The sequence below is a fragment of the Weizmannia sp. FSL W8-0676 genome, from assembly GCF_038593015.1.
Lineage (GTDB): Bacteria > Bacillota > Bacilli > Bacillales > Bacillaceae_C > Weizmannia > Weizmannia coagulans.
In genome coordinates this window covers 2349803-2366177 of the sequence record NZ_CP151954.1, presented here as the reverse complement: position 1 = coordinate 2366177, position 16375 = coordinate 2349803, and the positions used below count along the sequence as shown (strand labels likewise).

Here is a 16375-nt window from a genome sequence, read left to right as displayed (position 1 = left end):
TTTCAATGCTCGTGAATAAAAAGGAGGTTCGTTTTGCCATGAACAAAAAATCGATTAAAGATGTTGAATTGCAAGGCAAACGCGTTTTCTGCCGCGTCGACTTCAATGTTCCGTTAAAAGACGGCAATGTAACGGATGACACAAGGATCCGCGCTGCCCTTCCAACGATCAAATATTTGGTGGAAAACGGCGCGAAAGTCATTCTTGCCAGCCACCTCGGCCGTCCTAAGGGCCAGGTTGTTGAAGAACTGCGCCTCACGCCGGTTGCAAAACGCCTGAGTGAACTGCTTGGAAAAGACGTCAAAAAAGCAAATGAAGCTTACGGCGAATCCGTCAAGGCGGAAATCGCGAAAATGGAAAACGGCGACGTGCTTTTGCTTGAAAACGTCCGTTTCTACCCTGGCGAAGAAAAAAATGATCCGGAACTGGCAAAAGAATTTGCTGCACTTGCTGACCTTTATGTCAATGATGCTTTCGGTGCTGCACACCGCGCACATGCATCAACGGAAGGCATCGCCCACTACCTTCCTGCAGTATCCGGCTTTTTAATGCAAAAAGAACTCGATGTGCTCGGCAAAGCATTGTCCAATCCGGAACGCCCTTTTACTGCCATTATCGGCGGCGCGAAAGTCAAAGACAAAATCGGCGTCATCGACAATTTGCTGGATAAAGTCGACAACCTGATCATCGGTGGCGGCCTTGCTTATACGTTCGTCAAAGCACAAGGCCATGAAATCGGCAAATCGCTGCTTGAAGAAGACAAAATTGACCTTGCAAAATCTTTTATGGCAAAGGCGAAAGAAAAAGGCGTCAACTTCTATATGCCGGTTGATGCGGTCGTAGCAGACGAATTCTCCGAAACGGCCAACAAAAAAGAAGTAGCAATTGAAGAAATTCCGGCTGACTGGCAGGCACTTGACATCGGCCCGAAAACGGTTGAACTGTATGCCAAAGTCATCAAAGAATCGAAACTCGTCATTTGGAACGGACCGATGGGCGTATTCGAAATGGACGAGTATGCCAACGGGACAAAAGGCATTGCAGAAGCGCTCGCGGCTGCAACCGGCACTTACAGCATCATCGGCGGCGGCGACTCTGCGGCAGCTGTTGAAAAATTCCATCTGGCAGAAAAAATGGACCATATTTCAACGGGCGGCGGCGCATCGCTTGAATTTATGGAAGGGAAAACACTTCCAGGCGTTGCAGCTTTAAATGACAAATAATTTTATCAGGAAAGGGAGTGTCCTTATTGCGTAAACCGATCATTGCGGGGAACTGGAAAATGAATAAAACCTTGCCGGAAGCGCTGGCTTTTGTCGAAGAGGTAAAACATTCGGTACCTGGCGAATCTGTTGTCGACAGCGTCATCTGTGCGCCTGCGCTCTTTTTGGAACGCCTGGTGGAAGCAACAAAAGGCACCCGCGTGAAAATTGGCGCCCAAAACATGCACTATGAAGAAAGCGGTGCTTTTACAGGCGAGATCAGCCCGGTTGCACTAGCGGATTTGCATGTTGAATATGTCATCCTGGGACACTCTGAACGCCGTGAAATGTTTAATGAAACGGATGAAGCAGTCAATAAGAAAGTGAAAGCTGCTTTTGCCCATCATTTAACACCAATCGTATGCGTGGGAGAAACACTGGCACAACGGGAAAACAATGAAACAAAACAAATCGTCGGCTCACAGGTAAAAGCTGCTTTTTCCGGGCTTTCCGGCGACGAGGCAAAACAGGTTGTCGTTGCCTATGAACCAATCTGGGCAATCGGAACAGGCAAATCTTCGACTGCCGAAGATGCCAACGAAGTTTGTGCCTATATCCGCAGTGCCATCGCGGACCAATTCAGCCAGGATGTTGCTGACAGTGTCCGAATTCAATACGGCGGCAGTGTAAAACCCGGCAACATTAAAGAATTCATGGAACAACCGGATATTGACGGTGCATTAGTGGGCGGCGCAAGCCTTGACCCGCAATCTTATTTGCAATTATTGGAGGCGGTAAGCCATGAGTAAAGCACCTGTGGCATTAATCATCTTAGACGGCTTCGGCTGCCGGAAAGAAACATACGGCAATGCTGTAGCCCAAGCAAAAAAACCAAATTTTGACCGTTACTGGAAAGAGTTCCCGCACAATCAGCTCGGCGCAAGCGGCGAATCCGTCGGCCTTCCTGATGGCCAGATAGGGAACTCGGAAGTCGGCCATACAAACATCGGTGCAGGGCGTATCGTTTACCAAAATCTGACGCGCGTAGACATGTCGATCAAAGAAGGCGAGTTTGAAAAGAACGAAACCTTCCTCGGCGCGGTTGAAAATGTGAAAAAACACGGGACAAGCCTCCACTTATTCGGCTTGTTGTCGGACGGCGGCGTGCACAGCCATATCCGCCATATGTTCGCGCTGTTGAAATTCGCAGCCGATCAAGGTGTGAAAAAAGTATACGTCCATGCATTCCTTGATGGCCGTGACGTGGGCCCGAAAACAGCGGAAAAATACATCAAAGCAACGGAAGAAAAATTTAAAGAGTACGGCGTTGGCGAATTTGCAACGATTACCGGCCGTTACTATTCCATGGACCGTGACAAGCGCTGGGATCGTGTGGAAAAAGCGTACCGTGCCATGGCATACGGCGAAGGCCCGAAATATCCGAACCCAATGGCGGTGATTGAAGATTCCTATAAAAACGGGATCTTTGATGAATTCGTTATTCCTTCTGTGATTACAAAAGAAGACGGCTCACCGGTGGCAACGGTTCAGGACCATGATTCGGTCATTTTCTACAACTTCCGCCCGGACCGTGCCATCCAAATTTCAAATGCTTTTACGAATGAAGATTACCGTGCATTTGACCGCGGCCCGAATCATCCGAAAGATTTGTACTTCGTCTGCATGACACATTTTTCGGAAACGGTCAAAGGCTATGTTGCCTTCAAACCGGTCAGCCTTGACAATACAATCGGCGAAGTATTGGCACAGCACGGGTTAAAACAGCTGCGGATTGCAGAAACTGAAAAATATCCGCATGTGACGTTCTTTATGAACGGCGGGCGTGAAGAACCATTTCCGGGGGAAGAAAGAATTTTAATCCATTCCCCTAAAGTGGCAACATATGACTTGAAACCGGAAATGAGCGCCTATGAAGTAACGGATGCTTTGCTGGAGCAAATCCGGAATGACAAACAAGATGCCATCATTTTGAACTTTGCAAACCCGGATATGGTTGGCCACTCCGGCAAGCTGGAACCAACCATTAAAGCGATCGAAGCTGTCGATGAATGCCTCGGCAAAGTAGTGGACCTGATCCTTGAAAAAGGCGGCTATGCTATTATCACGGCTGACCACGGTAACTCAGATGAAGTGCTGACACCGGAAGGCAAGCCGATGACAGCCCATACGACAAATCCGGTTCCGGTCATCATCACGAAAAAAGGCGTTGAAGTGCGTGACGGCGGCATCCTTGCCGACCTGGCACCGACCATGCTTGATCTGTTGAACATTGAAAAACCGAAAGAAATGACAGGCACAAGCCTGATTAAAAAATGACCCTGGGAAGCCTGATAAAAGGAAAATCCGGCCAAATGCGGTGAAAGTGACGCCCTGAAAACGGGAGCGCCATGCCTGAATGGTGCTTGGGGCATGGAAAGGGATGACACCCGGGGGCATGCCGGGAAAATTTGCCGCGGATATGCCCTTAGCGCCATGCCTGGAAAGTACCGCTTTGTACGATTTGAATGACGAATGGTGCAATGAATATCTGCAAAAAGCATCTGAATGAGCTAAAGGCTCAATCAGTAGTGGTGTTGGACATGCCAACAGTGTATACGTTCAACGGACATCCGTTCATTGCGTAGAACTGGAAACTTGCCATTTTAATAGCGGGTAGTTCACAAAGTGATGAAAACCCCCATTTATGCATTGAAAAAGGAGAGATAAGAAGATGTCTTTAATATCTGATGTTTATGCACGCGAAGTATTGGATTCGCGCGGCAACCCAACTGTTGAAGTAGAAGTTTACACAGAAGACGGCGGTTTCGGCCGCGCATTGGTGCCAAGCGGTGCCTCTACAGGTGAATACGAAGCTGTTGAACTCCGTGACAACGACAAAAGCCGTTTCCTCGGTAAAGGTGTCGAAACAGCTGTTAAAAATGTAAACGACACGATCGCTGAAGCCATTATCGGCCGTTACGATGTGTTTGACCAAGTCGGTATTGACAAAGCAATGATCGAACTGGACGGCACACCGAACAAAGGCAAACTTGGCGCAAATGCCATCCTTGGCGTTTCCCTTGCTGTTGCCCGTGCTGCAGCAAACGAATTGGATTTGCCTTTGTACAAATACCTTGGTGGATTCAACGCAAAACAACTGCCTGTTCCAATGATGAACATCTTAAACGGCGGTGCGCATGCTGACAACAACGTGGACATTCAAGAATTCATGATCATGCCTGCCGGCGCTCCGACTTTCAAGGAAGCGTTGCGCATGGGTGCTGAAATTTTCCACAACCTGCGTTCTGTTTTGAAAGCAAAAGGTTATAATACTGCTGTCGGGGACGAAGGCGGTTTTGCACCAAACTTGAAATCGAATGAAGAAGCCCTTTCTACCATTATTGAAGCCATCGAAAAAGCCGGCTACAAACCAGGCGAACAAGTTTTGCTTGCAATGGACGTTGCATCTTCCGAAATTTACAGCGACGAAGACCATAAATACCATTTAGCCGGCGAAGGCAAAGCTTTGACTGCTGAAGAAATGGTCAACTGGTATGAAGAATTAATTTCGAAATACCCAATCATCTCCATTGAAGACGGTTTGGATGAAAATGACTGGGAAGGCTTCAAAATGTTAACAGAACGCCTTGGCAAGAAAGTCCAATTGGTGGGCGACGACCTGTTCGTAACCAATACTGAAAAACTTGCCCGTGGTATTGAAGAAGGCATTAGCAACTCCATTCTGATCAAAGTAAACCAAATTGGTACTTTGACGGAAACTTTCAATGCGATTGAAATGGCAAAACGTGCAGGCTATACTGCAATTGTTTCCCACCGTTCTGGCGAAACAGAAGACAGCACCATTGCGGACATCGCCGTTGCAACAAACGCCGGCCAAATCAAAACAGGTGCGCCATCCCGTACCGACCGCGTAGCAAAATACAACCAATTGCTCCGCATCGAAGACGAACTGGCTGAAACAGCCGAGTTCCTTGGCAAAAAAACTTTCTACAACTTGAAAAAATAATTGGTTTTGGTACGCTGCCCGGTGAGAGCCGGGCAGTTTTTGATTGTATGGGAAAACCCGGAACCCAAAAAACGTCCTTCATCACCGGACCCCTAAAAGACAAAACGAGGGCCGGATCAGGAAGACGCTGTTCCTTTTCGGACAATTGTTCCAATGTAGTTGAACCCCGCTCCCCAATATGGTATACTCAAGATTAGGTATTGCCCGTCTCAGGAGGTGTGCAGTTGTGCATACATTGTTATTAACGTTACTAATCATCGATTCAATTCTGTTGATTGCAGTCATTCTGCTCCAGCCCGGGAAAAGCACGGGATTGTCCGGCGCCATTTCCGGCGGTGCTGAACAGCTTTTCGGGAAACAAAAAGTGCGCGGTATTGACCTGATCTTACACAGGATTACGATTGTGCTCGCTGTTTTATTTTTCCTGCTGGCCATCGGACTTGCATATGTAAACCTATAAGGGTATGCAAATCAGGCAACTTTTCAGAAGCCTTATCCGCACATGCCTGTAAACTTTAAGACACCCATCCCGGTCCCAAAATCCAGGCCGGGTATTTTTATGCGGATTGCTGGCAATTCCGAAACGTCTTTGTTACAAATAAAATGAACAAAGGCCCCAAAGAAAAACAGCAGGAAAGAGGCGTTTTTTACGGATGATGAGAATTGTACCACCCAAACCGTTTTTATTTGAAGCCGGCAAGAGGGCTGTACTGCTTTTGCACGGATTTACCGGAAGCAGCGCCGATGTCAGGATGCTCGGGCGCTTCCTTGAAAAAAAAGGATACACTTGCCATGCGCCGCAATATAAAGGGCACGGGGTACCGCCTGAAAATCTTTTGCATACGGGCCCAAGCGACTGGTGGCAGGATGTCATGAACGGCTACCAGTTATTGAAAGAAAAAGGGTATCATGAAATTGCAGTGGCCGGATTGTCACTGGGCGGGGTATTTTCCTTAAAATTAGGTTACACTGTACCTGTAAAGGGAATTATCACCATGTGCGCGCCCATGTACATAAAAAGCGAGCAAACGATGTATGAAGGCGTGGTTGCGTATGCCCGCAAATATAAACAGTTCGAAGGGAAAAGCGAAGCGCAGATCGAACAAGAAATGCGGGAATTTAAAAAAACGCCGATGCATACGCTGCAATCGTTGCAAGAGCTTATTCAGGATGTGCGCAACCATGTCGATCACATTTATGCGCCTGTTTTTGTCGTACAAGCGCGCCATGATGAAATGATCCGCCCGGAAAGCGCCAATATTATTTATTCAGAAGTGGAAACAGACCATAAGCAACTCAAATGGTATGAGAACTCCGGCCATGTCATTACACTCGATGGCGAAAAAGACCAACTTCACGAAGATGTATACACATTTCTGGAGTCGCTTGACTGGTCGGTTTAAAATTTTCCCGAAAAAGGAGGGAAAAAAATGGAACAAGACCAACTACAGCAAGATGTTGAAAAAATTTTATCTTATATGAAAGAAGAGACGTACAAGCCGCTGACGGTTCAGGAACTGGAAAAAGCGTTCGGCATTGACGATTCTTCCGAGTTCAAGGCATTTGTAAAAGTGCTCGTTTATATGGAGGAAAAAGGCCTCATTGTCCGCACGCGAAGCAACCGTTACGGCCTGCCGGAAAAAATGAATCTCGTACGCGGGAAACTGATCGGCCACCCGAAAGGCTTTGCTTTTGTCGCACCCGATGAACCCGGGATGGACGACATTTTTATCCCGCCGCATGAAACGAACCATGCATTAAATGGAGACACCGTTATTGTCCGTGTGTCCACCAAAAGCTCAGGCCAGCGCCAGGAAGGAACCGTTGTGCGCATTCTTGAGCGCGGCCAGACAGAACTTGTCGGCACATACGTCGAAAGCAAACATTTCGGATTTGTCGTACCCGATGACAAACGGTTCGGCAGCGATATTTTTATTCCGAAAACAGCAAACGGCGGTGCTGTCGAAGGCCATAAAGTGATTGTCCATATTACCGCCTATCCGGAAGGCACGAAAAATGCGGAAGGCGAAATCATCAAAATTCTCGGCCATAAAAATGATCCCGGTGTCGATATTTTGTCGATTATCCATCAGTACGGGCTGCCCCAGGCATTTCCGGATGAAGTGCTCGAACAGGCAAACCGGGTGCCGGAAGAAATTGATGAGAACGAGATTGGCAGCCGCCGTGATTTGCGCGGGGAAATGATTGTAACGATTGACGGGGCCGATGCAAAAGACCTCGATGATGCCGTTACCGTGAAAAAACTGGCAAACGGCCATTACAAGCTCGGCGTCCATATCGCAGATGTTAGCCATTATGTACGGGAAGGATCACCGATTGACCGTGAAGCATTTGAACGCGGGACGAGCGTGTACCTTGTTGACCGCGTCATCCCGATGATCCCGCACCGTTTATCAAACGGCATCTGTTCCCTGAATCCGCAAGTCAACCGGTTTACGCTGTCATGCGAAATGGAAATTGATGAAACAGGCCACGTTGTCCATCATGAAATTTTTGAAAGCATCATCAAAACGACCGCGCGGATGACGTATGCGGACGTTAACAAAATCCTTGTTGACCGCGACGAAGCGCTCAGAAAACATTATGAACCACTCGTTCCAATGTTTGAGCAAATGGCCGAACTTGCGGAGATTTTGCGCAAAAAAAGGATGGAGCGCGGCGCCATTGATTTTGATTTTAAAGAAGCAAAAGTCGTTGTCGATGAAAATGGCAAACCAACGGATGTTGTGTTGCGTGAGCGGTCGGTTGCAGAAAAGCTGATCGAAGAATTTATGCTCGCTGCCAACGAAACGGTTGCCGAACATTTTTACTGGCTGGACGTGCCGTTTATTTACCGGATCCACGAAGAGCCGAAAGCGGAGAAACTGCAGCGGTTTTTTGAATTTATTACCAATTTCGGCCTGATCGTACGTGGGACAGCCAATTCAGTGCATCCGCGCGCGTTGCAGGAAATCATTGATACGGTTTCCGGACGGCCTGAGGAAATGGTCGTGTCGACGGTCATGCTGCGGTCGATGCAGCAGGCGAAGTACGATCCGGAATGCATTGGCCACTTTGGCTTATCAACGAAATTTTACACGCATTTCACCTCGCCGATCCGCCGTTATCCGGACCTGATTGTCCACCGGTTGATCCGCGCTTATTTGATCAGCGGAAAATTGGATGAAAAGACAAAAGAAAAATGGAAAGCATTGCTGCCGGAAATTGCGGACCATGCCTCGAAAATGGAACGCCGGGCAGTAGAAGCTGAACGGGATACGGATGAGCTGAAAAAGGCCGAATTTATGGAAGACAAAATTGGGGAAGAGTTCGATGGGATTATCAGCTCGGTTACGAATTTCGGCATGTTTGTCGAACTGCCGAACACCATTGAAGGGCTTGTCCATGTCAGCTATATGACAGATGACTATTACCATTACAATGAGCGGCAATATGCCATGATCGGCGAGCGGACAGGAAATGTATTCCGCATTGGCGATGAAATCCGCGTCCGCGTGCTCAATGTGAACAAAGACGAACACAATATTGATTTTGAAATTGTCGGCATGAAAAACAACCGCCGCGAAAAAACGGAAGAACGCCCGAAAAAGATCGTCAAAGTGCGCGGCGCCCATTCTGCCCGGCCGCAAAAAGCGCGCCATGCCGGCGAAGACTGGGCGACAAGGCCGCCGAAAAAGAAAAAAGCAAATCGAAGGTAACCGGATTTTTCCGGGAACCTTCACCGGAGGGGAAACGAAATGCCAAAAGGCGAAGGGAAAGTGCTGGCGCAAAATAAGAAAGCAAGCCACGATTATTTTATCGAAGAAACATATGAAGCAGGCATTGTCCTGCAGGGGACAGAAATCAAATCGATCCGGGCCGGCCGCGTAAATTTGCGCGACTCGTTTGCCCGTGTGGAAAAAGGGGAAGTCTTTGTCTACGGGATGCACATTAGCCCGTATGAGCAGGGAAACCGGTACAATCATGACCCGCTTCGCCCGCGGAAAATTTTGCTGCACAAGAAAGAAATTGACCGGCTGGCCGGTGTGACAAAAGAAAAGGGTTATGCTTTAATCCCACTCAAAATCTATATTAAAAATGGGTATGCAAAAGTGCTGCTCGGCGTCGCCCGCGGGAAAAAGAATTATGACAAGCGCGAATCCTTGAAGAGGAAAGAAGCCGCCCGCGAGATTGAACGCGCCTTTAAAGCCCGCCAGCACTAAAAAAACAGTATGGCGGCTCCTCTGAACGAAAAAAAGGGAAGGCGCCGGATAGAAGATTTGCGCGCTTCCCTTAAGAAATGGCTTTTTTCAATTGTGGGAGAGAGGCCTGCCGGGTTCCGCCTTGCCAATGCTCCAACCGTTGCGTTCATTTGTTATTTCTGTCTGGTGCGGGCCGGCCATCCTTCAATCAATGGCGGCTCCGATTCTCTCGGCTATTGTTCGCTATCATTCTTCCCGCCCTTTTTCCAATCCTGTTTTATACCCGCGATCAAAGTAGGAATTTGGCAGCTTCAATACTTGTTCCGCTTCATCCGGGTCCAGCATTTTAATGTTTTCCATTACTTTCGCCTCCTCTTTTTCGTTCAGTTTTAAATAGAAATCAAAGAAACCAAATCGCATACTTCCTTTATTTCAATTCTTTTTGTTCTTGTCCGGTATTATGAAATGCTAAAAAAATTGCTTTTTAACGGCTTTCCGAAAGAAGTCTCCCATCCTCAAGGAATGTGAAGGTGCGAATCGCACCAATGAGTAGGTGGGAGATGAATTTCGGTTGGCTTTAGCCAAAGTTATTTTTCCAATCCTTTTCTCAACAATTCTAAGATTGCGGCTGTTCTAGTTGGAATCCCATTTTCTTTTTGATATTGCTCCAATTTTTCTAATATCGTCTTAGGCATACGAATTTCTACACGTTCTTTCTCTTCTCTCATGATGATCACCTCATATTGATTGTACGGATTTTTTACGATATAATCAATATATACGAAATTTTTCCGCACAAAGTGAGGTGAATGGATATGGCCAAGCAAAACAAAGCTTTCAAGTTTCGTTTGTTACCAAACAAAGAACAATCCGCATTATTAGCTAAGACATTTGGTTGTGTTCGCTTTGTCTACAATAAGATGTTAGCTGAACGCAAAGAAACGTATGAAAAGTTCAAGGATGATAAAGAATCGCTTAAAAAGCAAAAGTTTCCGACCCCTGCAAAATATAAAAGTGAATTTCCATTCCTAAAAGAAGTGGATTCTTTAGCTTTGGCAAATGCACAAATGAACTTACAGACTGCTTATAAGAATTTCTTTGAAGGAAATGCGGATTTTCCAAAGTTCAAAAATCGTAAAGCAAAACAATCCTATACAACTAATATGGTCAACGGAAATATTAAGCTAGAAAATGGTCATATCAAACTGCCAAAAATCAAAAAGCCAATAAAAATGAAACAGCATAGAGAGATACCTGCTGATTATAAAATCAAATCTTGCACTATTTCTAAAACAAAGACAGGCAAATACTACATTTCAATTTTGACAGAATATGAGAAAGATATTCGTCCAGTTAAAATACAGAAAGTTGTTGGTTTGGATTTTGCTATGGATGGTCTATATGTCGAGAGTGAACAGGGTAAGAAAGCCAATTACCCACGTTACTATCGGCAAGCCTTAGATAAATTAGCAAAAGCACAACGAATTCTTTCTCGAAGAAAGAAAGGTTCTGCACGTTGGAACAAGCAACGACTAGTAGTGGCTAAGTTACATGAGAAAGTGGCGAACCAACGCATGAATTTTCTTCATCATAAGTCAAAAGAATTAGCTTCTAACTTTGATGCTGTCGTGATTGAGGACTTGAACATGAAAGGGATGTCTCAAGCCCTTCACTTTGGGAAAAGCGTTCATGATAACGGCTGGGGTATGTTCACTACTTTCTTAGCGTATAAGCTAAAAGAACAGGGGAAACAACTTGTGAAAATTGATAAGTGGTTTCCCTCCACTAAGAAGTGTTCATGTTGCGGCAAGGAAAAAGAAATGCCATTATCTGAACGTGTATATAAATGTTCTTGCGGCTTTGTATTAGATCGCGATCACAATTCAGCAATCAATATCAAAAATGAGGGATTACGCTTATTAGCGTTATCATAAGTAACAAAACTCTTGGAACAAGAGGGTTAGCTCGGTCAGTTTTCGTTGGCTAGTAAAAGCAACGATAAGTCGAGAAGCCCCCACTTCAATCAAACCATAAGGTTGATAAGTGGAGGGTAGTTCACCATGTTTATCACAAAGAGACTCGATCCGATGGCCCAAAGCAGCACAAATGGAGCCAACCACCAGCCCGTTAATTACAGGCAAATCCAGAACGTCCAAAAATCCAAAAAACCGGAAAAAAGGGAAATGCCAGAAGAGGCCAAAGTTGAAACCTGCCAACATGCCGAAAAAGAAACCAGTTAAATGTGTTGCTTTTTTTGGCTTTTTCAACCCCAATGATGCCAATCTCCGGTTAATGGATACCGACTTGTTAAAGGCTTGCCAGAGGGAGAAGCAGTAAACGGCAGGAAAAAAATCCCCCACTCGGGATGGAACAGTTCACCGGCTAGGCTGAAATTTCCTTTGAACGCAATTTAAGCCGACAGATTGAGGTTCGAACCGAAATTGATGGCTGCCGTCCAAAGCATGATCAAAAGCCCGATGAAATAATCACCGTTGTAAAGCTGTCCGAATCCGGGAAAAGCAACCGACCACAGCACGGTAGAAAAAGGGGACTTATACAGTTTTCTTTCATCCATTCTTTTCACCTATGAGGTATTGTATGTGTTTTCTTCTTCTGCCATACTGCCGGGAAAAACTTGACACATACGGAAAAACTGAACAATTGCATCTTGCAGGATTCATGTTATAATAGTATGTGCAGGCCAGTTATATGTAAAATCTGCAGCGCCCTTTTTATATCGGGGACGTTACGGATTCGACAGGGATAGATCGAGCTCAGGCTGCGAGCCGGGGGGTCGTCCCCGTAAAAACGCAACGCCTAAAAATAACTGGCAAATCTAACACTAAACTCGCTTTAGCTGCCTAATAAGCACTAAGCGGATCCTCCCTCCATCGCCCATGTGGTAGGGTAAGGGTCTCAAATTCAGTGGGATACGCCGGCTGTCCTCCGCCTGGGGACGAAGGAAGAGACCAATCAGGCTAGCGCACCGGACGCCCGCTGGCAGGCAGATGGCTGCGCGAAACGCAAATATGCCGGCTACGCTCGTAGACGCCTGAGTGGCGATATTTCTGGACGTGGGTTCGACTCCCACCGTCTCCATAAAACGAAATCAATGGATTTCAAACTGATCCAAAGCCCTTGTATATCAAGGGTTTTTTTATTTTTACCATTTCATTTGATTTTATTGAATATCAAACATCCGTAGTCAAAAACGTATTCAAGAAATCATTAGATGTTAGATTAAATTAAATTGATGGGCAGCAAAATCGGTGTGGTAAAATTGAGAAAGACAATGATATTTTACTCTAATATTTTGGGGTCTTGGAGGTATTTAGAAATATGGAAGAAACAGTTAGCTATCAAGTGAAAAGCCATTCATTAGATGATATTATCTCCAATTTAGAACGGGAAGACATGGCACAACGTGATCGTGGAACCCTTTTTGAGCTATTGGTTACAGTATATCTGAAGAAAGAACCAATGTATGCACGGCTATTTGATGAAGTATGGATGTTATCTGATGTTCCTGAAGAATATGGAATTCCGAAGAAAGATACAGGTGTAGACTTAGTTGCCCGAAAAAGGGAAACTGGTGAGTTGGTTGCTGTTCAGTGTAAATATTATTCGAAAAATATGACAATCCAAAAGTTGCATATTGATTCTTTCTTAAATGAAGTGGGGAAGAGCTATTATGCAGAAGGGATTATTGTAACTTCAACGGACAAGTGGAGCAGTAATGCGAACAACGCTTTATTAGACCGTGACAAAAACATTGCTCGTATTGGTTTGTCGCAATTGCGTGAGAGTGAGATTGATTGGTCACAGTTCTCCTTTGATAATCCGCAGAAAATTGCGTTGAAGTCACCTAAGAAACCACGTTCTCACCAGATTCCTGCTATTGAGGCAGTAGTAAATGGGGTTTGCTGAACGAATCCGATTATGGCTTGTATCTGATTTGTCAGCAAGCTCTACCTCAATATCATAGGAGAATGCATCTGCGAAAATGCTTTATTCTGTCCTCTCTGTATGTTGAATCAGCTTTAGAGTGCAAAGTTTTTCCTGCATTTTTTATAAAACCCTTGCATTTAAAGTTCGGCCAAAGCTGTCAGTATCCTTACCAAGTCTAGGACTTTTGCTTATTCAGCAAGCCCTAAATGGTTTTGAAACGGCTGACCGTGGAAAGTTGATTATGGCTCCGGTACAGGAAAAACATATACTTCTATGGTAATTGCCGAAAGGATGGCAGAGAAGAAAAATGGTACATTCAGGGTATTATATCTTGTACCTAGTATTCAGTTGCTTTCCCAATCTTTAAGAGGCTGGACTGCCGATTCTAAGTATCGTGAGGATATGGAAACTTTTGCGGTTTGTTCGGATAGAAAAGTTACAAAAAAGGCAAAAGGTGAAAACGAGATTGAGGATATAGCGGCAGCAGATTTAGGTTATCCGGCTACGACTGATTATCGCAAGTTACTGGAGCATCAGAAGCTTATTGATTCGGCGGATCACCAAAGCAAATTCTTAGTCGTGTTCTCAACATATCAGTCCATTGACGTAATTATTGAGGCTCAGAAAAATGGCTTTTATGAGTTCGATTTGGTTGTCTGTGATGAAGCTCATCGTACAACCGGAGCAACCGAAGTGGGAAAAGAAGCTAGTGCTTTTGTGAAAGTACATAGCAATGACAATATTAAAGCTAAAAAACGTCTGTATCAAACGGCTACTCCTCGTATTTATGGTGATGATGCAAAGAAGAAAGCTGATGAATTGTCTGTTGTTATTGCAGATATGAATGATAAAGAAATTTATGGTGAAGAGTTTTACCGAATTGGATTTGGAGATGCCGTAAATAAAGGGATTTTAACGGACTATAAAGTTATGGTTCTGGCTGTTGATGAAGAAGTAATTGCCCGTCGTTTTCAAAAGATGCTGGCGAATAAGCGTGACACAGAACTTGAATTTGATGATGTAACGAAAATTATCGGCTGTTGGAATGGGTTGATCAAACGTAAGAGTAATTCTAATGTGATTTCTGCTAATCCAATGAAGCGGGCTATTGCTTTTGCTGGAACGATTCGTGAGTCGAAGTTGATTAAGGAAATGTTTACAGAAGTTGTTGATATGTTTATCAATGAATCAGGAGACCAAACAGAGCCGGTTCGAATTGAAATAGACCATGCGGACGGTTCGATGAATGCCCTGCAGAAGAATGAGAAAATTTCTTGGCTGAAGGCAGAAGTTCCACCAAATACTTGTCGTATCCTTACTAATGCACGCTTCCTTACAGAGGGTGTAGACGTTCCGGATTTGGACGCAGTTATGTTTTTAAAACCTCGTAAATCACGTATTGACATTGCACAAGCAGTAGGACGAGTTATGCGTAAAGCAGAAGGAAAAGATTATGGTTATGTCATCCTTCTTATCGGTATTCCTGCAGGTGTTGATGAAAATACGGTCTTAGATAAAAATGAGAAGTATCAAGTAGTTTGGGACGTTCTAAATGCGTTGCGTTCGTTAGACGAACGTTTTGATGCAATGATCAATAAATTGGAATTGAACAAAAAGAAACCTGACCAGTTGCAAGTTATTGGGGTTGGTTCCGCACCTGATGAAAGCGAAGGTGGATTTATTGTTGCTGAACCAGTATCTGAACAGTTGGCTTTTAATCTTGATGAAGATGATTTCTCGGAAATTGAACGTGCGATTTATGGCAAAATTGTAAAGAAGGTTGGGAATGTACGTTATTGGGAAGATTGGTCAAAAGATGTTGCTGAAATTGCACAACAACACATGATGCGTATTCGAGTAATGTTGGAAGATACCAACAGCGAAACGTATATGGCATTTCAAAAGTTTCTTTCTGGGTTACGTCATAACATCAATAATTCTATATCAGAAAAACAAGCGATTGAAATGTTGGCACAACACCTGATTACAAAACCAGTTTTTGAAGCACTGTTTGATTCATATAGCTTTGTGAACAATAACCCCGTTTCACAAGCTATGGATGCTGTGTTGAAGGTTATGGATGAACAAGGGCTTGTAAAAGAACAGGAACGTTTGAAAGACTTCTATGAAAGTGTGCGTGTGCGTGCTGAGGGGATAGATAATCTAAAAGCGAAACAGGACATAATCGTCCAGTTGTACGATAAGTTCTTTAAAGTTGGGTTTAAAGAAACAACCGAACGTTTGGGAATTGTGTTTACCCCTGTTGAAGTGGTGGATTTCATTATTCACTCCGTTAATGATGTATTGAAAAAGTACTTTGGTAAGTCAATTAGCGATGAAGGAGTTCACATCCTTGATCCATTTACGGGTACTGGTACGTTTATCGTGAGGTTGCTGCAAAGTGGATTAATTTCAAAAGAGGATTTGTTGCGCAAGTACACTCAAGAACTTCATGCGAATGAGATTGTACTGTTGAGTTACTATATCGCTGCTATCAATATTGAAGAAACCTTCCATTCCATAATGGAGGGCGATTATAAACCATTTGAGGGCATTGTTTTAACGGATACGTTTGAAAGTACCGAGAAAGAGGATTCATTTGAGGACGAGTTGTTTGGGGAAAATAATGAGCGACTTGAAAAGCAACGAAGGAAGCCTATTTTTGCTATAATTGGGAATCCTCCATATTCAATAGGGCAAACGAATGCGAACGACAACAATCAAAATCAATCATATCCTAAATTAGATGAACGCATAGATTCAACCTATGCCCGCTATTCATCAGCTAGCTTAAAGAAGAGCTTGTATGATTCCTATATTAAAGCGTTTCGCTGGGCAAGCGATCGTATCGGGAGTAAAGGCGTAATTGGTTTTGTTACTAACGGTTCATTTATTGATAGTAATAGCACGGATGGTTTGCGGAAGTGTTGGTACAATGAATTTAACTATTGTTTATTGCAAAATTAAAGTGCAGAGATGTGCAAAATTTCTATGCA

Annotated in this window: 14 protein-coding genes and 1 other RNA gene; 12 read left to right on the top strand and 3 right to left on the bottom strand. The window is 44.5% G+C overall.

What is annotated here, in order from left to right:
- Positions 1 to 38 precede the first annotated feature (38 nt).
- The 8 genes from NST20_RS11715 to smpB all read left to right on the top strand — a co-directional run bounded on the left by NST20_RS11715 (position 39) and on the right by smpB (position 9452).
- Positions 39 to 1223 (top strand): phosphoglycerate kinase, encoded by a 1185-nt coding sequence (locus NST20_RS11715; protein ID WP_342399483.1) that lies wholly within the window; start codon positions 39 to 41, stop codon positions 1221 to 1223.
- A 26-nt stretch (positions 1224 to 1249) separates the two neighbouring features.
- Positions 1250 to 2011: a triose-phosphate isomerase gene (tpiA, locus tag NST20_RS11710; RefSeq protein ID WP_013860187.1), complete on the top strand. Its 762-nt coding sequence runs from the start codon at positions 1250 to 1252 to the stop codon at positions 2009 to 2011.
- A complete protein-coding gene (gpmI, locus tag NST20_RS11705) occupies positions 2004 to 3539 on the top strand; it encodes a 2,3-bisphosphoglycerate-independent phosphoglycerate mutase (protein ID WP_342399482.1) in 1536 nt (511 codons plus the stop codon). The genes tpiA and gpmI overlap by 8 nt, the downstream gene beginning before the upstream one ends.
- 394 nt (positions 3540 to 3933) lie before the next feature.
- Positions 3934 to 5229 carry a phosphopyruvate hydratase gene (gene eno, locus NST20_RS11700; protein WP_013860184.1) on the top strand — a complete coding sequence of 432 codons (1296 nt, stop codon included), beginning with the start codon at positions 3934 to 3936 and terminating at the stop codon, positions 5227 to 5229.
- Between the two features lie 226 nt (positions 5230 to 5455).
- Entirely contained in the window at positions 5456 to 5689 is a 234-nt protein-coding gene (gene secG, locus NST20_RS11695; RefSeq protein WP_017551316.1) for a preprotein translocase subunit SecG, read from the top strand.
- A gap of 193 nt (positions 5690 to 5882) precedes the next feature.
- On the top strand, positions 5883 to 6632 hold the full coding sequence (locus NST20_RS11690; RefSeq protein ID WP_013860182.1) for a carboxylesterase: 750 nt from the start codon (positions 5883 to 5885) through the stop codon (positions 6630 to 6632).
- Positions 6633 to 6659: 27 nt separating this feature from the next.
- Positions 6660 to 8948, top strand: a complete 2289-nt coding sequence (gene rnr / locus NST20_RS11685; protein WP_342399481.1) for a ribonuclease R — start codon at positions 6660 to 6662, stop codon at positions 8946 to 8948.
- A gap of 39 nt (positions 8949 to 8987) precedes the next feature.
- Positions 8988 to 9452, top strand: coding sequence for an SsrA-binding protein SmpB (smpB, locus tag NST20_RS11680; protein WP_013860180.1), 465 nt, complete (start codon positions 8988 to 8990; stop codon positions 9450 to 9452).
- Positions 9453 to 10018: 566 nt separating this feature from the next.
- Here the strand turns inward: smpB and NST20_RS11675 are convergent.
- A complete protein-coding gene (locus tag NST20_RS11675; RefSeq protein ID WP_003352379.1) occupies positions 10019 to 10159 on the bottom strand; it encodes a ribbon-helix-helix protein, CopG family in 141 nt (46 codons plus the stop codon).
- A gap of 87 nt (positions 10160 to 10246) precedes the next feature.
- On the opposite strand from NST20_RS11675, the gene NST20_RS11670 reads away from it, so the two are divergent.
- Positions 10247 to 11365: an RNA-guided endonuclease TnpB family protein gene (locus tag NST20_RS11670; protein WP_195854872.1), complete on the top strand. Its 1119-nt coding sequence runs from the start codon at positions 10247 to 10249 to the stop codon at positions 11363 to 11365.
- Here the strand turns inward: NST20_RS11670 and NST20_RS11665 are convergent.
- Both NST20_RS11665 and NST20_RS11660 read right to left on the bottom strand, forming a co-directional pair.
- Positions 11360 to 11704 carry a hypothetical protein gene (locus NST20_RS11665; RefSeq protein ID WP_340702848.1) on the bottom strand — a complete coding sequence of 115 codons (345 nt, stop codon included), beginning with the start codon at positions 11702 to 11704 and terminating at the stop codon, positions 11360 to 11362. The genes NST20_RS11670 and NST20_RS11665 overlap by 6 nt on opposite strands.
- Positions 11705 to 11841: 137 nt before the next feature.
- The gene (locus NST20_RS11660; RefSeq protein ID WP_019721240.1) at positions 11842 to 12006 is read right to left on the bottom strand and encodes a hypothetical protein; all 165 of its coding nucleotides are present in this window, start codon (positions 12004 to 12006) and stop codon (positions 11842 to 11844) included.
- Positions 12007 to 12170: 164 nt separating this feature from the next.
- Between NST20_RS11660 and ssrA the strand changes: the two genes are divergently transcribed.
- From ssrA to NST20_RS11645, 3 genes are all read left to right on the top strand, one after another.
- Positions 12171 to 12533: a transfer-messenger RNA gene (gene ssrA, locus NST20_RS11655) on the top strand.
- 237 nt (positions 12534 to 12770) lie between these two features.
- On the top strand, positions 12771 to 13358 hold the full coding sequence (locus NST20_RS11650; RefSeq protein WP_342399480.1) for a restriction endonuclease: 588 nt from the start codon (positions 12771 to 12773) through the stop codon (positions 13356 to 13358).
- 312 nt (positions 13359 to 13670) lie between these two features.
- Complete coding sequence (locus NST20_RS11645) at positions 13671 to 16346, top strand: DEAD/DEAH box helicase family protein (RefSeq protein WP_342399479.1); 2676 nt, start codon at positions 13671 to 13673, stop codon at positions 16344 to 16346.
- Positions 16347 to 16375 lie beyond the last annotated feature (29 nt).